At 58.7% G+C, this 17,851-nt stretch carries 28 protein-coding genes; 24 read left to right on the top strand and 4 right to left on the bottom strand.

All coding sequences use genetic code 11. From position 1 onward, the window contains the following. Positions 1-32 precede the first annotated feature (32 nt). The 23 genes from rplB to rplQ all read left to right on the top strand — a co-directional run bounded on the left by rplB (position 33) and on the right by rplQ (position 13,059). Positions 33-869, top strand: a complete 837-nt coding sequence (rplB, locus tag F3H58_RS01025) for a 50S ribosomal protein L2 (RefSeq protein ID WP_003521004.1) — start codon at positions 33-35, stop codon at positions 867-869. Between the two features lie 15 nt (positions 870-884). After that, positions 885-1,163 (top strand): 30S ribosomal protein S19, encoded by a 279-nt coding sequence (gene rpsS / locus F3H58_RS01020; protein ID WP_003507772.1) that lies wholly within the window; start codon positions 885-887, stop codon positions 1,161-1,163. 2 nt (positions 1,164-1,165) lie between these two features. After that, positions 1,166-1,555: a 50S ribosomal protein L22 gene (gene rplV / locus F3H58_RS01015; RefSeq protein WP_003521005.1), complete on the top strand. Its 390-nt coding sequence runs from the start codon at positions 1,166-1,168 to the stop codon at positions 1,553-1,555. Further along, positions 1,555-2,286 carry a 30S ribosomal protein S3 gene (gene rpsC / locus F3H58_RS01010; protein WP_004442600.1) on the top strand — a complete coding sequence of 244 codons (732 nt, stop codon included), beginning with the start codon at positions 1,555-1,557 and terminating at the stop codon, positions 2,284-2,286. The genes rplV and rpsC overlap by 1 nt, the downstream gene beginning before the upstream one ends. 38 nt (positions 2,287-2,324) lie before the next feature. Continuing rightward, entirely contained in the window at positions 2,325-2,738 is a 414-nt protein-coding gene (gene rplP, locus F3H58_RS01005; RefSeq protein WP_003495190.1) for a 50S ribosomal protein L16, read from the top strand. A 12-nt stretch (positions 2,739-2,750) separates the two neighbouring features. Further along, the gene (gene rpmC / locus F3H58_RS01000; protein WP_003495193.1) at positions 2,751-2,951 is read left to right on the top strand and encodes a 50S ribosomal protein L29; all 201 of its coding nucleotides are present in this window, start codon (positions 2,751-2,753) and stop codon (positions 2,949-2,951) included. 11 nt (positions 2,952-2,962) lie between these two features. Continuing rightward, entirely contained in the window at positions 2,963-3,199 is a 237-nt protein-coding gene (gene rpsQ / locus F3H58_RS00995) for a 30S ribosomal protein S17 (RefSeq protein WP_003495195.1), read from the top strand. Between the two features lie 234 nt (positions 3,200-3,433). After that, complete coding sequence (rplN, locus tag F3H58_RS00990) at positions 3,434-3,802, top strand: 50S ribosomal protein L14 (RefSeq protein WP_003495199.1); 369 nt, start codon at positions 3,434-3,436, stop codon at positions 3,800-3,802. A gap of 12 nt (positions 3,803-3,814) precedes the next feature. Then, positions 3,815-4,123, top strand: a complete 309-nt coding sequence (gene rplX / locus F3H58_RS00985) for a 50S ribosomal protein L24 (protein WP_149740926.1) — start codon at positions 3,815-3,817, stop codon at positions 4,121-4,123. Further along, entirely contained in the window at positions 4,116-4,670 is a 555-nt protein-coding gene (rplE, locus tag F3H58_RS00980; RefSeq protein ID WP_003495201.1) for a 50S ribosomal protein L5, read from the top strand. Before rplX ends, rplE begins: the two co-directional genes overlap by 8 nt. 33 nt (positions 4,671-4,703) lie before the next feature. Further along, the gene (gene rpsN / locus F3H58_RS00975; protein WP_003507785.1) at positions 4,704-5,009 is read left to right on the top strand and encodes a 30S ribosomal protein S14; all 306 of its coding nucleotides are present in this window, start codon (positions 4,704-4,706) and stop codon (positions 5,007-5,009) included. Positions 5,010-5,021: 12 nt separating this feature from the next. Continuing rightward, positions 5,022-5,420 carry a 30S ribosomal protein S8 gene (gene rpsH / locus F3H58_RS00970; RefSeq protein WP_003521007.1) on the top strand — a complete coding sequence of 133 codons (399 nt, stop codon included), beginning with the start codon at positions 5,022-5,024 and terminating at the stop codon, positions 5,418-5,420. Between the two features lie 43 nt (positions 5,421-5,463). Next, positions 5,464-5,997: a 50S ribosomal protein L6 gene (rplF, locus tag F3H58_RS00965; protein WP_003495204.1), complete on the top strand. Its 534-nt coding sequence runs from the start codon at positions 5,464-5,466 to the stop codon at positions 5,995-5,997. A 12-nt stretch (positions 5,998-6,009) separates the two neighbouring features. Continuing rightward, positions 6,010-6,372 (top strand): 50S ribosomal protein L18, encoded by a 363-nt coding sequence (gene rplR, locus F3H58_RS00960; RefSeq protein ID WP_003521008.1) that lies wholly within the window; start codon positions 6,010-6,012, stop codon positions 6,370-6,372. Between the two features lie 197 nt (positions 6,373-6,569). After that, complete coding sequence (gene rpsE, locus F3H58_RS00955; RefSeq protein ID WP_004442585.1) at positions 6,570-7,139, top strand: 30S ribosomal protein S5; 570 nt, start codon at positions 6,570-6,572, stop codon at positions 7,137-7,139. A gap of 11 nt (positions 7,140-7,150) precedes the next feature. After that, complete coding sequence (gene rpmD, locus F3H58_RS00950) at positions 7,151-7,357, top strand: 50S ribosomal protein L30 (protein ID WP_003495212.1); 207 nt, start codon at positions 7,151-7,153, stop codon at positions 7,355-7,357. A 16-nt stretch (positions 7,358-7,373) separates the two neighbouring features. Beyond that, entirely contained in the window at positions 7,374-7,853 is a 480-nt protein-coding gene (gene rplO / locus F3H58_RS00945) for a 50S ribosomal protein L15 (RefSeq protein ID WP_149740925.1), read from the top strand. Between the two features lie 328 nt (positions 7,854-8,181). Next, complete coding sequence (secY, locus tag F3H58_RS00940; protein WP_003521010.1) at positions 8,182-9,522, top strand: preprotein translocase subunit SecY; 1,341 nt, start codon at positions 8,182-8,184, stop codon at positions 9,520-9,522. Next, a complete protein-coding gene (locus tag F3H58_RS00935) occupies positions 9,519-10,109 on the top strand; it encodes an adenylate kinase (protein WP_003521011.1) in 591 nt (196 codons plus the stop codon). The genes secY and F3H58_RS00935 overlap by 4 nt, the downstream gene beginning before the upstream one ends. A 302-nt stretch (positions 10,110-10,411) precedes the next feature. Next, complete coding sequence (gene rpsM, locus F3H58_RS00930; RefSeq protein ID WP_035263425.1) at positions 10,412-10,780, top strand: 30S ribosomal protein S13; 369 nt, start codon at positions 10,412-10,414, stop codon at positions 10,778-10,780. Positions 10,781-10,917: 137 nt separating this feature from the next. Then, positions 10,918-11,307, top strand: coding sequence for a 30S ribosomal protein S11 (gene rpsK, locus F3H58_RS00925; protein ID WP_003521013.1), 390 nt, complete (start codon positions 10,918-10,920; stop codon positions 11,305-11,307). Positions 11,308-11,502: 195 nt separating this feature from the next. Next, positions 11,503-12,513, top strand: coding sequence for a DNA-directed RNA polymerase subunit alpha (locus F3H58_RS00920; RefSeq protein ID WP_003495228.1), 1,011 nt, complete (start codon positions 11,503-11,505; stop codon positions 12,511-12,513). A 120-nt stretch (positions 12,514-12,633) separates the two neighbouring features. Next, complete coding sequence (gene rplQ, locus F3H58_RS00915; protein ID WP_003521014.1) at positions 12,634-13,059, top strand: 50S ribosomal protein L17; 426 nt, start codon at positions 12,634-12,636, stop codon at positions 13,057-13,059. An 84-nt stretch (positions 13,060-13,143) separates the two neighbouring features. Here the strand turns inward: rplQ and F3H58_RS00910 are convergent, their stop codons facing one another. The 3 genes from F3H58_RS00910 to msrP are packed head-to-tail and all read right to left on the bottom strand — an operon-like array spanning position 13,144 to position 15,064. Beyond that, positions 13,144-13,458 (bottom strand): hypothetical protein, encoded by a 315-nt coding sequence (locus F3H58_RS00910; protein WP_149740924.1) that lies wholly within the window; start codon positions 13,456-13,458, stop codon positions 13,144-13,146. Continuing rightward, complete coding sequence (gene msrQ, locus F3H58_RS00905; RefSeq protein WP_149740923.1) at positions 13,455-14,120, bottom strand: protein-methionine-sulfoxide reductase heme-binding subunit MsrQ; 666 nt, start codon at positions 14,118-14,120, stop codon at positions 13,455-13,457. The genes F3H58_RS00910 and msrQ overlap by 4 nt, the downstream gene beginning before the upstream one ends. Before the next feature lie 2 nt (positions 14,121-14,122). After that, positions 14,123-15,064: a protein-methionine-sulfoxide reductase catalytic subunit MsrP gene (msrP, locus tag F3H58_RS00900; RefSeq protein ID WP_149740922.1), complete on the bottom strand. Its 942-nt coding sequence runs from the start codon at positions 15,062-15,064 to the stop codon at positions 14,123-14,125. A gap of 311 nt (positions 15,065-15,375) precedes the next feature. On the opposite strand from msrP, the gene ilvD reads away from it, so the two are divergent. Further along, the gene (ilvD, locus tag F3H58_RS00895) at positions 15,376-17,211 is read left to right on the top strand and encodes a dihydroxy-acid dehydratase (protein ID WP_003521018.1); all 1,836 of its coding nucleotides are present in this window, start codon (positions 15,376-15,378) and stop codon (positions 17,209-17,211) included. Positions 17,212-17,271: 60 nt separating this feature from the next. On the opposite strand, the gene F3H58_RS00890 is transcribed toward ilvD, so the two are convergent. Further along, a complete protein-coding gene (locus F3H58_RS00890) occupies positions 17,272-17,754 on the bottom strand; it encodes a GNAT family N-acetyltransferase (protein ID WP_149740921.1) in 483 nt (160 codons plus the stop codon). Positions 17,755-17,851 lie beyond the last annotated feature (97 nt).

Genomic DNA, 17,851 nt, shown 5'->3' with positions numbered 1-17,851 from the left:
AAGCGGGCAAAGACCCAAAAGGGAACAATAAAATGGCATTGAAAAGTTTCAATCCGACCACGCCGAGCCAGCGCCAGCTGGTTATCGTGGACCGCGCTTCGCTCTACAAGGGCAAGCCGGTAAAGGCTCTTACCCAGGGCCTCAGCTCCAAGGGTGGCCGTAACAACCAGGGCCGGATCACCGTCCGTTTCCAGGGTGGCGGTCACAAGCGGACCTACCGTCTGGTTGACTTCAAGCGTCGCAAGTTTGACGTTGAAGGCACCGTTGAACGTCTGGAATACGACCCCAACCGCACCGCGTTCATCGCGCTGGTTACGTATACCGACGGCGAACAGGCTTACATTCTCGCGCCACAGCGTCTCGCTGCCGGTGACAAGGTGATCGCCTCCGACAAGGCAGTGGACGTGAAGCCCGGCAACACCATGCCGCTTCAGTACATTCCGGTTGGTTCGATCATCCACAACGTCGAGATGAAGCCGGGCAAGGGCGGTCAGATCGCTCGCTCCGCCGGTACGTATGTCCAGCTCGTCGGCCGCGATGCCGGCATGGCCATCCTGCGTCTCAATTCGGGCGAACAGCGTCTGGTGCACGGCTCCTGCCTCGCATCGATCGGTGCTGTTTCGAACTCGGACCACGCCAACATCAACGACGGCAAGGCCGGTCGTTCCCGTTGGCGCGGCAAGCGTCCGCACGTTCGCGGCGTCGTCATGAACCCGGTCGACCACCCGCACGGTGGTGGTGAAGGTCGCACGTCGGGTGGTCGCCACCCGGTTACTCCGTGGGGCAAGCCCACGAAGGGCAAGCGCACCCGTTCGAACAAGTCGACCGACAAGTTCATCATGCGCTCGCGCCATCAGCGTAAGAAGTAAGAGAGGTAGTCACTAATGGCTCGTTCAGTATGGAAAGGTCCGTTTGTTGACGGCTATCTTCTCACCAAGGCTGAGAAGGTGCGCGAGAGCGGACGTAACGAAGTAATCAAGATCTGGAGCCGTCGCTCCACGATCCTGCCGCAGTTCGTTGGTCTGACCTTCGGCGTCTACAACGGCAGCAAGCATGTGCCCGTCTCCGTCAACGAAGACATGGTCGGACACAAGTTCGGTGAATTCTCTCCGACCCGTACCTATTACGGTCACGGCGCGGACAAGAAGGCAAAGAGGAAGTAATCATGGCGAAGGCTAAGACCGAACGCCGGCTGAAGGACAACGAGGCTCAGGCCGTTGCCCGTACGCTCCGCGTCAGCCCCCAGAAACTGAACCTGGTTGCCGCTCTTATCCGTGGCAAGAAGGTTGATCGCGCTCTCGCCGAGCTCGAATTCTCCCGCAAGCGCATTGCAGGCACCGTCAAGAAGACGCTCGAATCTGCAATTGCCAATGCGGAAAACAACCATGACCTCGACGTCGACGCTCTCGTCGTCGCCGAGGCCTATGTTGGCAAGTCCATCACCATGAAGCGTTTTCACGCTCGTGGCCGTGGTCGTGCTTCCCGCATTGAAAAGCCGTTCGCTCACCTCACGATCGTTGTTCGTGAAGTTGAGGAAAAAGGGGAGGCCGCATAATGGGTCAGAAAATCAATCCGATCGGCTTCCGCCTCGGCATCAACCGTACCTGGGATAGCCGCTGGTACGCTGACACCGCAGAATACGGCAAGCTGCTGCATGAAGACCTCAAGATCCGGGCTTACCTGATCAAGGAACTCAAGCAGGCCGGTATCGCCAAGGTCGTCATCGAGCGTCCGCACAAGAAGTGCCGCGTCACGATCCACTCGGCTCGCCCGGGTCTGATCATCGGCAAGAAGGGTGCAGACATCGAGAAGCTTCGCAAGAAGCTTTCCGAGATGACCAACTCCGAAACGCACCTCAACATCGTTGAAGTGCGCAAGCCGGAAATCGACGCGACGCTGGTTGCCCAGTCGATCGCTCAGCAGCTCGAGCGCCGCGTGGCTTTCCGCCGTGCGATGAAGCGTGCTGTTCAGTCCGCAATGCGTCTTGGCGCCGAAGGCATCAAGATCACCTGCGGCGGCCGTCTCGGCGGTGCTGAAATCGCTCGTACCGAATGGTACCGCGAAGGTCGCGTTCCGCTGCACACGCTGCGTGCGGACATCGACTACGGCACGGCTGAAGCTGAAACCGCATTCGGCATCTGCGGCATCAAGGTCTGGATCTTCAAGGGCGAAATCCTTGAGCATGATCCGATGGCTTCTGAGCGTCGCGGTCTCGAAGGCGACGCACAGGGCCCTGCAAGCCGTGAGCGTGGCGATCGTGGCGATCGTCGTCGCGAAAACGCTTGATTGACGCTGGCGAAAGATAAGCTCGGAGAAGTAAGAAAATGTTGCAGCCAAAGCGTACTAAGTACCGTAAGCAGTTCAAGGGACGCATCAAGGGCGTCGCCAAGGGCGGCTTTGACCTGGCATTCGGTGAATTCGGCTTGAAGTCGCAGGAACCGAACCGCGTGAATGCACGCGAGATCGAAGCGGCCCGCCGCGCGATCACGCGTTACATGAAGCGCGCAGGTCGCGTGTGGATCCGCGTATTCCCCGACGTTCCGGTAACGGCAAAGCCGACCGAAGTTCGTATGGGTAAGGGCAAGGGTTCGGTCGATTACTGGGCATGCAAGGTCAAGCCCGGTCGTATGATGTTCGAGATCGACGGTGTGTCCGAGGAGATCGCCCGTGAGGCGCTTCGTCTCGGCGCTGCCAAGCTCTCGGTCAAGACGCGCTTCGTACAGCGCATCGCAGAGTAAGGAGCAAGGCATATGAAAGCCGATGAAGTTCGCGGCCTCAGCGCCGACCAGCTCAAGGACAAGCTCGCCGATCTGAAGAAGGAGCAGTTCAACCTGCGCTTCCAGAAGGCAACTGGTCAGCTGGAGAAGTCCTCGCGCATCAACGAAGTCCGGAAGGATATCGCCCGCGTAAAAACCATTGCCCGCCAGAAGGCGGCAGAAGCCAAGGCCTAAGGAAGAATAATATGCCGAAACGCATTCTGCAGGGCGTCGTTGTGTCCGACAAGAACGAGAAGACTGTCGTAGTTCGTGTTGAGCGTCGATTCGCTCACCCGCTGCTTCAGAAGACCGTTCGTCGTTCGAAGAAGTACAAGGCACACGACGAAAACAATCAGTATAAGGTCGGCGATGTCGTTTCCATCGAGGAATGCGCACCGATCTCCAAGGACAAGCGCTGGACGGTCGTTTCCGCCCAGGCTTAATTTCATCAGAATCGCGCCTTGTGTCTTGCACTTGGCGCGAATTCCTGTATGAAGCAGCGCAAGGACGCTCGTGACCCGGGCGTCTTTTGCTTTGATGCGCACGGAAGGTCCTTCGGGAAACCACCCTGTCACGATTTTTCCGCGCAAAAAAAGAGATATTCATAAGCTGGGGCAGGGGGCTCGCTCGGGAGAGTTTGCCCAACCGTTCCGGTAACAACAAGAAGGCGACCTGACATGATTCAGATGCAAACAAACCTCGACGTGGCGGATAATTCCGGCGCACGTCGTGTCATGTGCATCAAGGTGCTGGGCGGCTCGAAGCGCAAATATGCTTCTGTTGGCGACATTATTGTCGTTTCCATCAAGGAAGCTATTCCGCGCGGCCGCGTCAAGAAGGGCGACGTGATGAAGGCGGTTGTCGTGCGCACCGCCAAGGACATCCGTCGCGCTGACGGCAGCGTCATCCGTTTCGATAACAACGCAGCCGTTCTTATCGACAACAAGAAAGAGCCCATCGGCACCCGTATCTTCGGACCGGTTCCGCGCGAACTTCGCGCCAAGAATCACATGAAGATCATCTCGCTGGCTCCGGAAGTACTGTAAGGAGCGTATGCGATGCAGAAAATTCGTAAAGGCGACAAGGTTGTCGTATTGACCGGTAAGGACAAGGGCCGTACCGGCGAAGTAATCCAGGTTTTGCCGAAGGAAGATCGGGCCGTTGTGCGTGGCGTTAACATGGTGAAGCGTCACCAGCGCCAGACCCAGGCCCAGGAAGCCGGCATCATCAACAAGGAAGCATCCTTGCACATCTCCAACATCGCCATCGTCGACAAGGATGGCAAGCCGAGCCGCGTTGGCTTCTCTGTTGTGGATGGCAAGAAGGTCCGCGTGGCCAAGCGTTCGGGAGAAGTGATCGATGGCTGATAAGTACGAGCCGCGTCTCAAGACGGAATACGTTTCCCGTATCCGTGGCGCCATGCAGGAGAAGTTCTCCTACGCAAACGTCATGATGATCCCGAAGCTTGAAAAAATCGTGATCAACATGGGCGTTGGCGAAGCGACTGCCGACTCCAAGAAGCCCACCATCGCTGCCGGTGACCTGGCTGCGATTGCCGGCCAGAAGCCGGTCGTTACCCGCGCTCGCAACTCGATCGCTGGTTTCAAGGTTCGCGAAGGCATGCCGATCGGTGCGAAGGTTACCCTTCGTGGCGCCCGCATGTACGAATTCCTTGATCGTCTGGTCAACATCGCGCTTCCGCGCGTTCGCGACTTCCGGGGTCTGAACCCGAAGAGCTTTGACGGCCGTGGCAACTTCGCCATGGGCATCAAGGAACACATTGTGTTCCCTGAGATCAACTACGATAAGGTTGATCAGATGTGGGGCATGGACATCATCGTTTGCACGACGGCGACGTCGGACGACGAAGCTCGGGCTCTGCTGACAGAGTTCAACTTCCCGTTCCGTCACTAACCGTAACGACGAGCGTAGAAAAGGAACTCCGATATGGCGAAAACAAGCGCAGTTGAAAAGAACAAGCGCCGCCGCAAGTCGGTCGCCCAGCAGGCCGCCAAGCGCGCCGCACTGAAGGCGATCGTGATGAACCAGTCCCTTCCGATCGAAGACCGGTTCAAGGCCACTCTGAAGCTCGCTTCGCTGCCGCGTGACGGCTCGAAGACGCGTATCCGCAACCGCTGCGAAGTAACGGGCCGTCCGCGCGCGTTCTATCGCAAGCTCAAGATGTCGCGTATCGCGCTTCGTGAGCTGGGCAATTCCGGCAAGGTGCCGGGCATTGTCAAGTCGAGCTGGTAAGGAGACGGGCACATGACCATGACTGATCCTTTGGGTGATATGCTCACCCGCATCCGCAATGGTGCTGCTCGCCGCAAGTCTTCGGTAAGCACGCCGGCTTCCAGCCTCCGCGCACGCGTTCTCGACGTGCTGCAGGCTGAAGGCTATATTCGCGGTTATTCCAAGGTCGATTTCGAAAACGGCAAGTCCGAATTCACGATCGAGCTGAAGTACTACGAAGGCGCGTCCGTGATCCGTGAGATCGGCCGCGTTTCCAAGCCGGGCCGCCGGGTTTATGTCTCGGTAAAGTCCATTCCGCAGGTCGCGAACGGCCTCGGCATCACCATCCTTTCGACCCCGAAGGGCGTGATGGCCGATCACCAGGCTCGCGAACAGAACGTTGGTGGCGAGGTTCTTTGCTCGGTCTTCTAAGACCCGAGCAAGGATCTCCATAACGAACAGACAGGATTGAATAATGTCTCGTATCGGTAAAAAGCCCGTTCCGGTTCCAGCAGGTGTGACGGCCAATGTTGACGGCCAGAAGGTTACTGCTAAGGGCCCGAAGGGTGAACTGTTTTTCGTCGCTAACGACGACATTCAGCTGAAGCTCGAAGATAACGGCGTTTCCGTAACGCCGGCTAACGGCACCAAGGAAGCTCGTTCGAAGTGGGGCATGTCCCGCACGATGATCGAGAACATCTTCAAGGGTGTTAAGGACGGCTATGAGCGCAAGCTCGAAATCAACGGCGTCGGTTACCGTGCCGCCATGCAGGGCAAGAACCTGCAGCTGGCTCTCGGCTTCTCGCACGATGTTGTTTACGAGCCGCCGGTCGGCATCACCATTGCCGTTCCGAAGCCGACGGAAATCATCGTTTCCGGCATTAACAAGCAGCAGGTTGGCCAGGTAGCCGCGGAAATCCGCGAATACCGCGGTCCCGAGCCCTACAAGGGCAAGGGCGTGAAGTACGCTGAAGAGCGTATTGTCCGCAAAGAAGGCAAGAAGAAGTAAGGATCACGCGAAATGGCTAGCAGGAAAGAAGCACTTGCACGTCGCGCGAGCCGTGTGCGCCGCCAGATTAAGGCGGTTGCCAACGGCCGCCCGCGCCTGTCGGTTCATCGCTCGTCGAAGAACATCTATGCCCAGATCATCGATGACGTTGCTGGCAAGACGCTTGCGTCTGCCTCCACGCTCGAAGCCGATCTGCGCGGCTCGCTCAAGACCGGCGCCGACGTTGCAGCAGCAACTGTCGTAGGCAAGCTGGTTGCCGAGCGTGGCGTCAAGGCTGGCGTCAAGGATGTCGTATTCGACCGTGGCGCGTTCATCTACCACGGCCGCATCAAGGCCCTGGCAGACGCTGCCCGCGAAGGCGGCCTGAACTTCTGAGTGCATGACCCTTTCGATTTTTTGAGATCGAAAGAAAGGATCATGCACCAACAAAGATGCTGCAGCGCTTTTCGCGCTGCAGTTTCCGCCCGGACAACGATCCGGGCGGAATTTCACCGGACCATGCGGATCTCTTCATCGGGGCCGCTGGTCTTTTCGTTTGCCGTTCCACCCGTAAAAGAAAAAGGACAAGGACAATGGCACAGGATAAAAGAGGTTCCCGCGAAGAGCGTCAGAACCGCGAAGAGCGCGATAGCGAATTCGTCGACAAGCTGGTCGCGATCAACCGCGTTGCAAAGGTTGTTAAGGGTGGCCGTCGCTTCGGCTTCGCCGCTCTCGTCGTCGTTGGCGACCAGAAGGGCCGCGTTGGCTTCGGTCACGGCAAGGCTCGTGAAGTTCCGGAAGCGATCCGCAAGGCAACCGAAAGCGCAAAGCGCGATCTGATCTTCGTTCCGCTGCGCGATGGCCGCACGCTGCACCACGACGTCAATGGCCGTCACGGCGCAGGCAAGGTTCTGCTGCGTTCGGCCAAGGCCGGTACCGGTATCATCGCCGGTGGTCCGATGCGCGCCGTTTTCGAAACGCTCGGCGTTCATGACGTTGTTGCCAAGTCGACCGGTTCTTCGAACCCGTACAACATGGTTCGCGCCACGTTCGACGCTCTGAAGCATCAGGTTCATCCGAAGGACATCGCTGCACAGCGTGGTCTGAAGTATGCGACCCTTCAGGCTCGTCGTGCCGCTTCCGGCAACGCTTCTGAAGAATAAGGAGCTGGATCATGGCCAAGAAAACTACTGAAGCCAAGAAGACTGTTACGGTCGAACAGATCGGCAGCCCTATTCGCCGCCCGGCAATCCAGCGTCAGACGCTGGTCGGTCTGGGTCTCAACAAGATGCATCGTCAGCGCACCCTGGAAGACACTCCGGCGGTTCGCGGCATGATCCGTGCGGTCCAGCATCTCGTTCGCGTCGTTGACGAGAAGTGAGACGGAGTAACCTATCATGAAACTCAATGAAATCAGAGACAACGAAGGCGCCTCCAAGGATCGTATCCGCGTAGGTCGCGGTATCGGTTCCGGCAAGGGCAAGACCGGTGGTCGCGGTGTGAAGGGCCAGAAGGCTCGTTCGGGCGTCGCCATCAACGGCTTCGAAGGCGGTCAGATGCCCATCTACCGTCGTCTGCCGAAGCGCGGTTTCAATAACATTTTCGCTTCCGAATATGTTGTCGTATCGCTCGGCCGCATTCAGACCGCCATCGACGCCAAGAAGCTTGACGCTTCCGCAACGATCGATGCCGCTGCTCTCAAGGCTGCCGGCGTTATCCGCCGCGCCAAGGACGGCGTACGCATTCTCGCCGACGGCGAGCTGAAGGCCAAGGTCGCTTTCGAAGTTGCCGGCGCTTCCAAGCCCGCAGTCGAAAAGATCGAAAAGGCTGGCGGTTCGATCAAGCTTCTCGCAGTTGCAGCAGAAGCCGCCGAGTAATATATAGACTTCAGACGCCCGGGGCTCGTCGCTCCGGGCGTTTGCGCTCCCTGGCCTATGGTGCTTTCGATCTAAATCGATTTATGGAGCATCAGGGCAATCTCTTCGCGGTGTGCTTCCACGGCCCCGCTTGCGGCAGAAAGTGCTGCAGGGAGAGCCTCACAGTTCTTGAACTTCCGTAGGGGAGGGGATAGGACATAAAAAACAGGGTGAGGCATGATGGCGGCTCAGAGCCGCATTTGTCCGAAGCCCGGTTTTGACCAGTATCTTTTAGACCTTTCCGCATCGGCCGGTTGCGCTGGCTGGCAAGGGTCATTCGGAGAAATTTATGGCTTCAGCAGCGGAACAACTGGCTTCGAACCTGAATTTTTCGACCTTCGCTAAGGCGGAGGATCTGAAAAAGCGTCTCTGGTTTACTCTTGCCGCACTTCTCGTCTACCGTCTCGGCACCCACATTCCGCTTCCGGGCCTGAACCCCGAAGCCTATGCGCAGGCCTTCCGTGGCCAGGCCAACGGTATTCTCGGTCTTTTCAACATGTTTGCGGGTGGCGCCGTCGAGCGCATGGCGATCTTCGCGCTCGGCATCATGCCTTACATCTCCGCTTCGATCATCGTGCAGCTCATGACCTCGGTCGTGCCCTCGCTCGAAGCGTTGAAGAAGGAAGGCGAGGCCGGTCGCAAGATCATCAACCAGTACACCCGCTACGGCACGGTGCTGCTCGGCACGCTGCAGGCCTATGGCATTGCGGTCGGCCTCGAAAGCGGCAACGGTCTCGTGGTCGATCCGGGCTGGTTCTTCCGCATCTCCACCGTCATCACGCTGCTCGGCGGCACGATGTTCCTGATGTGGCTGGGTGAGCAGATCACCTCGCGCGGTATCGGCAACGGTATTTCGCTGATCATCTTCGCGGGCATTGCCGCAGGCCTGCCCAAGGCGCTGGCCGGCACGCTGGAACTCGGCCGTACCGGTGCGCTTTCCACCCCGCTCATCCTGACGGTCGTTGTGGTCGCCATCGGCGTCATCGCGCTCATCGTCTTCGTGGAGCGCGCGCAGCGCCGCCTGTTGATCCAATATCCGAAGCGACAGGTCGGCAATCGCATGTTCCAGGGCGATACCTCGCATCTGCCGCTGAAGCTCAACACGGCCGGCGTCATTCCCGCGATCTTCGCATCGTCGCTGCTGCTGCTGCCGGCAACGGCTGCGGGTTTTGCCGGAAACACCAACCTGCCGGGCTGGGCGACTTCGATCATCGCGTCGCTGCAGCACGGACAGCCGTTGTTCATGGCGCTCTACGGCCTGCTGATCGCGTTCTTCGCGTTTTTCTATACGGCGATCGTCTTCAATCCGAAGGACACCGCAGATAACCTCAAGAAGCATGGTGGCTTCATTCCGGGCATCCGTCCGGGCGAGCGCACCGCGGAGTACATCGATTACGTCCTGACCCGCATCACCGTGGTCGGCGCGATTTATCTTGTCTTCGTCTGTATCCTTCCTGAGACACTTATCGCACGCACGGGCATTCCATTAGCCCTTGGTGGTACTTCGCTTTTGATCGTTGTCAGTGTAACTCTGGACACGGTTGCGCAAATTCAGGGTCACCTGATCGCGCAGCAGTATGAAGGGCTGATCAAGAAGTCGAAGTTGCGTGGAGGAAAGAGGGGACGATGAGACTGATATTTTTGGGTCCGCCGGGTGCGGGCAAGGGAACCCAGGCCAAGCGGCTGACGGACAAGTACGGGATCCCGCAGCTTTCCACCGGTGACATGCTTCGCGCTGCGGTCAGCGCGGGCACCGAAATCGGCAAACGCGCCAAGGCCGTCATGGACGCCGGCGGGCTTGTTTCCGACGATATCGTCAATCAGATCGTTTCCGAACGCATCGAAGCACCGGACTGTGCCAAGGGCTTTATTCTCGACGGCTATCCGCGCACCGTTCCGCAGGCCAAGGCGCTTGCCGAGAACATGCGCAAGAAGAATCTGGTCCTCGATGCCGTCATCGAACTCAAGGTGGACGAAGAGGCGTTGATTCGCCGAATCGAAAACCGCGTGGCTGAAACCATTGCCGCCGGCGGTACGGTTCGCTCGGATGACAATCCGGAAGCGTTCCGCAAGCGCCTGACGGAATATCGCGAGAAGACCGCGCCGCTGTCTGCCTATTACAGCGAACAGGGCGAGCTCGTGACGCTGGATGGCATGGCTGACGTCGATGCCGTCACCGAGGCTATCGAGCGCGTTCTCGAGAAAGCCTCCGCCTGATCGACGGAGCGGATGGGCGAGGCTGTTGCGCTCTTGCCCATATCTCGCCTCCGCATGGCGGCAGATCCTTTGGATCGTAAAAGAATCTTGGCGGAGCCGGTTGCTTTTTTGCGCTGATTCCGTTAAACACCGCGCCAACTCGCGACATCCCAAGCGACTGGCGCGGATTTCCCTAAGGGAAGGGAGATCCGGGTTCGGTCGTTTTGACTTGTCACGGACACCAATTTGAACTGGCGGTCTTCTCGGCCGCTCGAATGGAATCACCACTTGCCGGATGGCAACTGGAACCAAGGAGAAGAGACGTGGCACGTATCGCTGGCGTCAACATCCCGACCGCGAAGCGCGTTGTTATTGCGCTGACCTACATTCACGGGATCGGTCCGAAATTCGCGCAGGAAATCATGGACAAGGTCGGTCTTCCGGCTGAGAAGCGCGTTCATCAGCTGACGGATGCTGAAGTTCTTCAGATCCGCGAAGCCATCGACCGCGACTACCAGGTCGAAGGCGACCTGCGTCGTGAGACCTCGATGAACATCAAGCGTCTGATGGATCTCGGTTGCTACCGCGGCCTGCGTCACCGTCGTGGCCTTCCGGTCCGCGGTCAGCGCACGCACACCAACGCCCGCACCCGCAAGGGTCCGGCGAAGGCTATCGCTGGTAAGAAGAAGTAATTTTCCGGTTCTCCGGAAAGGGGAGGCTGGTGCAGTCCGCGCCAGCCTTTCTGAGTTTGGCGTGAAGCTCCGATGGGGCTGATCGCCGGTGTAGCCGCTGGTGTTACGGCGGTGAAGAGATCAATGAAAGGTATAAAATGGCCAAGGAAGCCGCACGTATTCGCCGTCGCGAACGTAAGAACATCACGTCGGGCGTCGCGCACGTCAACTCGACCTTCAACAACACGATGATCACCATCACCGACGCACAGGGCAACGCCATTGCCTGGTCGTCCGCTGGTGCCAAGGGCTTCAAGGGTTCGCGCAAGTCGACCCCGTTTGCTGCCCAGATCGCTGCTGAAGATTGCGCGAAGAAGGCTCAGGAACACGGCATGAAGTCGCTTGAAGTTGAAGTTTGCGGTCCGGGTTCCGGCCGTGAATCGGCACTTCGCGCCCTGCAGGCTGCCGGTTTCATGATCACTTCCATTCGCGACGTGACGCCGATCCCGCACAACGGTTGCCGTCCGCGCAAGAAGCGCCGCGTCTGACGCGACCGTGGTTCGGAAATTCCGCCTTACCTCAGGTCTGGCGGAATTTTCGTGTATCTGGCGTGTGCGCGTCGATTTCGATCGGCGGACTTGCGCTCAAGAACCCACCGATGAACCGCTGAATTAGGTTCCTCTCGGTGTTTTCATGCTCGGTCCGTCACGATTGGATGGTGGCGGCGAACGGAAGGTTTAAAGATGATTCAGAAGAACTGGCAGGAACTTATCAAGCCGAACAAGGTCGAGTTCACCTCGTCCAGCCGCACCAAGGCAACCCTGGTTGCCGAGCCGCTGGAGCGTGGTTTCGGTCTTACCCTCGGCAACGCGCTGCGTCGCGTTCTGTTGTCTTCTCTGCGTGGCGCCGCTGTGACGGCCGTGCAGATCGACGGTGTCCTGCACGAATTCTCCTCCATCCCCGGCGTTCGGGAGGATGTGACGGATATCGTGCTCAACATCAAGGAAATCGCCATCAAGATGGACGGCGATGATTCCAAGCGCATGGTCGTGCGCAAGCAGGGTCCGGGCGCCGTGACCGCTGGTGACATCCAGACGGTTGGCGATATCGAGATCCTGAACCCCGACCACGTGATCTGCACGCTCGACGATGGCGCTGAAATCCGGATGGAATTCACCGTCAACAACGGCAAGGGTTACGTACCGGCTGAGCGCAACCGCGCGGAAGATGCCCCGATTGGCCTCATTCCGGTGGACAGCCTCTATTCTCCGGTCAAGAAAGTGTCCTACAAGGTGGAAAACACCCGTGAAGGCCAGGTTCTCGACTATGACAAGCTGATCATGACGATCGAGACCAACGGTTCGGTTTCCGGCGAAGACGCCGTTGCCTTCGCCGCTCGCATTCTTCAGGACCAGCTCGGCGTCTTCGTCAACTTCGACGAGCCGCAGAAGGAAGCAGAAGAAGAATCGGTTACCGAACTCGCGTTCAACCCGGCGCTTCTCAAGAAGGTCGACGAGCTCGAACTGTCAGTTCGTTCGGCAAACTGCCTGAAGAACGACAACATCGTTTATATCGGCGACCTGATCCAGAAGACCGAAGCCGAAATGCTTCGCACGCCGAACTTCGGTCGCAAGTCGCTGAACGAAATCAAGGAAGTTCTCGCTTCCATGGGTCTGCACCTCGGCATGGAAGTGCCGGCATGGCCGCCTGAGAACATCGAAGATCTCGCAAAGCGTTACGAAGACCAGTACTAACAATCAAAAAGGCAGACCCTTTAAAGACTGCCTTTCCCCGTCAAACAGCAGGTAAGTCACCTGCATGTGCCAGGAAACGGCAGGCCTTAGAGAAGGAACCTGCGAAGAAGGAGAATAGCAATGCGCCACGGTAATTCAGGCCGCAAGCTCAATAGAACCGCCAGCCACCGCAAGGCAATGTTTGCCAACATGGCTGCTTCGCTCATCACCCATGAGCAGATCGTAACCACGCTTCCGAAGGCGAAGGAAATTCGTCCGATCGTTGAGAAGCTCGTCACCCTCGGCAAGCGCGGCGACCTGCACGCTCGTCGTCAGGCGATCTCGCAGATCAAGGATCAGGACGCCGTTCGCAAGCTGTTCGACGCGATCGCAGCCCGCTACGCAAACCGCAACGGCGGCTACCTGCGTATCATGAAGGCCGGCTTCCGCCAGGGCGACAATGCCGCTCTCGCCGTCATCGAATTCGTCGAGCGCGACGTTGACGCCAAGGGCGCAGCCGACAAGGCTCGCGTTGCTGCGGAAGCTGCTGCTGCCGAAGCTGCATAAGGTTTGACGCCGTTCAGGCGTCATGAGAAAAAAAGCCGGGCGAGAGATCGCCCGGCTTTTTCGCGTTAATTTATCTGTTCAGGGTTAGCGGTCTGGCAAACACCGGCTGATCTGGAGAAGAAGATCGGCAATGGGCGCGGTCAAATAAAATCGGTCAGAAGCGTGATGCGCTTGCCAAAGCACTTGCAGGTCTTCTTCTGTAATCTCGCCGCTCTCAATGAGTTCGCCCAGCTGAGAGAGGGCTCGCTGATGCTTGTCGCCTAAGGCTTGCGCAATTCGAGCGGGAGCGAAAGCCACGCCGTCGGCAGCGGCGTGGAATATCTCGGAAAGCGCAGCTTGAGCGCCGGCGAAAATGTCAGGTCGGTGGGAAGCGGTTCGATTTCGATCATTTGGCTTCATGATTTGGACTGATGTTGTAGAGGACTCCTGTTGGCGCGTCTTCCCCGTTTGTGTTGCATGATCGTCGGTCGCACCAGCCGATACCCCAGCAATACCACCATCGTGCTGATATAAAACACCGGCTCCAGCGTGATCGACTTCCGTGCCAGCACGAAATGCAGCACGCCTACGATGAGGACGAGATAAACGAGTTTGTGCAGCGTGTTCCAGCGGCTGCCGAGCTTGCGGATCGACCAGCGGTTGGAGGTGAGCGCGAGGGGCAGGAGCATGATGAGACCGGCCATGCCGAGCATGATATAGGGGCGCTTCAGAATATCGCCGGCGATGGAACCGAGGATCAGGCCGCGATCCAGCACCAGATAGACGGTGAAATGCGCCAGCACGTAATAAAAGGCGATCAGCCCCAGCGCGCGGCGATAGGCGATGAGGTTGATGTTGAAGAGATCGCGTAGCGGCGTCACCAGCAGCCCGAGGCACAGGAAGCGCAGCGCCCAGATGCCGAGCAGGTGCTCGAAATCCTTGACCGGATTGAAGCCGAGACCGCCGGTTGCGGCGAGATAGAAATACCAGACACCCGGACAGAGACCGATTACATAAAGCGACCAGATGGCCGCCGGCTGGTAACGCTTCGGCAGCGAGGGAAGAGGCAGGACGAAGGCCATGGTCAATAATTCGCTTTCAGGTCCATGCCGGCGTAGAGGCTCGCAACCTCGTCATAACCGTTGAACATCAGGGTAGGGCGGTTCTCAGTGCCAAAGAAGCCGCCTTCGCCGATGCGCTGTTCCGTCGCCTGGCTCCAGCGCGGATGGTCCACATTCGGGTTGACGTTGGAATAGAAGCCATACTCGCGGGCGTTGGAGTTTTTCCACGTCGTTTCCGGCTGTTTCTCGACCAGCGAGATGCGGACGATGGATTTGATGCCCTTGAAACCGTATTTCCATGGCACGACGAGGCGGATCGGCGCACCGTTCTGGTTAGGCAGGGTCTCTCCATAAAGGCCGACGGCGAGAATGGTGAGCGGATGGCGTGCTTCATCGAGGCGAAGCCCCTCGACATAGGGCCAGGAGAGAGGCTGGAACAGGCCGCTTTGGCCCGGCATTTCGTCTGGCCGCACCACAGTTTCGAAAGCGACATATTTCGCGCTGCCAAGTGGCTCCACCTTGTCGAGAAGGGCGGCGAGCGGGAAGCCGATCCACGGAATAACCATCGACCAGCCCTCCACACAGCGCATGCGGTAAGTGCGCTCTTCGAGAGGATATTTCATCAGCTCTTCGATGCCGAATTCCTGCGGTTTGGAGACGAGGCCATCCACCTTCACCGTCCAGGGGGTAGGCTTGAACTTGCCGGAATTTTCCTTCGGGTCGGATTTTCCGACACCGAATTCGTAGAAATTATTATAGCTGGTGACAGCATCGAGCGGGGTGAGTTTCTCATCCAGCTTGTAGGCGCCGGGTTTTGCGGAAAGCGGCGCGGCAACAGCCTCGCGCCCGGCCAGCCCGATTGCCGCCAGCCCCGCCGCCGTGCCGAGGAAGCCACGTCTGGACAGGTAGATATTCTTCGGCGTGATTTCATTTGCCGAGATGAGGGGCGGACGATAGGCGGGCATTGGAACCTCCACAAAAGCCGGGTACATCGGCGATAAATCGATTATGATAGCCAATACGGCCGCTGCACAGATATGTTTCAGCGCTCTGCGGAAAAACAACGGTGGGGCGGCGGAAATCGCGCATTTGTGATGAAGGCGCGGCCCGATAGCACGATGAAGAGAAAGCGTACCGTACCGAACCGTACTGTTTTGCCTCAAGGTGACAGTGACAGAGCTTGCGGTTTGCGCTAGAAAAACCGCAAAATAGGGCAGGAGCTATTTTTACCGCGTTTGCGGAAATGCGCTCTTCGCCAGAGATCGAGGAAAACACCATGCCAGCCTATCGCTCCAGAACGACAACCCACGGCCGCAACATGGCGGGCGCGCGCGGCCTTTGGCGCGCCACCGGCATGAAGGACAGCGATTTCGGCAAGCCGATTATCGCGGTGGTCAACTCCTTCACGCAGTTCGTGCCGGGCCATGTGCATCTGAAGGATCTCGGCCAGCTCGTTGCCCGCGAAATCGAGGCGGCCGGCGGTGTCGCCAAGGAATTCAACACGATTGCGGTCGATGACGGTATCGCCATGGGCCATGACGGCATGCTCTATTCGCTGCCGTCGCGCGAGATCATCGCGGATTCGGTGGAATATATGGTCAATGCCCATTGCGCCGATGCGATGGTGTGCATTTCCAACTGCGACAAGATCACCCCCGGCATGCTGAATGCCGCGATGCGCCTCAACATCCCCGCCGTCTTCGTTTCCGGCGGTCCGATGGAGGCCGGCAAAGTCGTCCTGCATGGCAAGACGGTTGCGCTCGATCTGGTCGACGCCATGGTCGCGGCTGCAGACGACAAGATTTCGGACGAGGATGTGAAGGTTATCGAGCGTTCGGCCTGCCCGACCTGCGGTTCCTGTTCCGGCATGTTCACGGCCAATTCCATGAACTGTCTGACCGAAGCGCTGGGTCTGTCGCTGCCCGGCAACGGTTCGACGCTTGCCACCCATTCCGACCGCAAGCGGCTGTTCGTCGAGGCCGGCCACCTGATCGTCGATCTGGCGCGCCGTTATTATGAGCAGGAGGACGAAACCGTCCTGCCCCGCACCATCGCCAACAAGGCGGCATTCGAAAACGCCATGTCGCTGGATATCGCCATGGGCGGTTCCACCAACACGGTGCTGCATATTCTGGCGGCGGCGCATGAGGGCGGCGTCGATTTCGGCATGGAAGACATCGACCGTCTTTCCCGCAAGGTTCCCTGCCTTTCCAAGGTCGCGCCCGCCAAGCAGGACGTGCACATGGAAGACGTTCACCGCGCCGGCGGCATCATGCGTATTCTCGGCGAGCTGGAACGCGGTGGGCTCATCAATCGCGATACCTATACCGTGCATGAGGCGACGCTGGGCGACGCCATCGACCGCTGGGACATCACCCGCACCAACAGCGAGACGGTGCGCCAGTTCTTCAAGGCCGCCCCCGGCGGCGTGCCGACGCAGGTGGCCTTCAGCCAGTCCTCGCGCTGGGACGATCTGGATACGGACGGCGAAAACGGCGTTATCCGCTCGGTCGAGAAGCCTTTCTCCAAGGATGGCGGTCTGGCCGTGCTTTACGGCAACATCGCGCTTGACGGCTGCATCGTGAAGACGGCGGGTGTCGATGAATCCATCCTGAAATTCACCGGCCCGGCAGTGGTTTACGAAAGTCAGGATGCGGCGGTGAAGGGCATTCTCGGCAACGAGGTCAAGGCGGGCGACGTCGTCGTCATCCGTTACGAAGGGCCGAAGGGCGGGCCGGGCATGCAGGAAATGCTTTATCCGACCAGCTATCTGAAATCCAAGGGTCTCGGCAAAGCCTGCGCGTTGATCACCGACGGCCGTTTCTCCGGCGGTACTTCGGGCCTCTCCATCGGTCACGCCTCGCCGGAAGCGGCGCAGGGCGGCGCCATCGGCCTCGTGCGTCAGGGCGATCTCATCGAGATCGACATTCCGAACCGCACCATCAACCTGAAGGTCACGGATGCGGAGCTGGCCTCGCGCCGTGCCGAGCAGGAAGAACTGGGCTGGAAGCCAGAAGCGCCACGCAAGCGCAATGTCACGACGGCGCTGAAGGCCTATGCGGCCTTTGCCTCGAGCGCCGACAAGGGCGCGGTGCGGATTTTGCCGGAGTAATGTCTGGATTTGCGGGATGATAAAAGCCGCCGTTGATAAACGGCGGCTTTTTTGTGCCGATCACTCTTTTTCGAGCCGATAAGGTCGAAGCGGGACGATTTTTCCCCGTTGCCGGCAAAAGGCTTTTGCCCGGCCGGTCGCAACAAAGCGTAGCTTGTTCATCAGACGGTGCGACGCCCTGTTGTCGAACAGCGGATTGGCATGCAGGGTTCTGATGCCCATGTGCTGAAAGGCATAATCGATGACGAGGCGTCCGGCTTCTTCTCCATAGCCCTTTCCCCAGACACGGCGATCAAGCCAAAGGCCGAATTCGCCCGAAAGGCCGATGAGACCGACCAGCCTGCCATCATCCACAGCCCATACCGGCAGCCGACGCTCAGCAATGCGCCTGATCAGACGCCGTGCATCATCGGTTTCGAAAGGGTAGGCCGTGCGCAGCAGATTGCGCAAAATGAGCGGATCGTTCGTCAGCCGGGCGAGTGGCGAGGCGTCCGTCATTTTGAAAGGCCGCAGGACAAGGCGTGATGATTTCAGTTGCGGCATCGCTTCCCGTCTTTTGCATTAGCGGCGGGGCGATAGTCCTCAAGATCAGAAACTGATTCAAGCACTTTGCATCTCGATTCCGGAATTCACGCCAACA

The organism is Rhizobium sp. NFACC06-2 (assembly GCF_900101425.1).
GTDB lineage: Bacteria > Pseudomonadota > Alphaproteobacteria > Rhizobiales > Rhizobiaceae > Agrobacterium > Agrobacterium leguminum.
The sequence above is the reverse complement of the archived record's forward strand: the minus strand, read 5'-3'. Positions and strand labels throughout refer to the sequence as shown.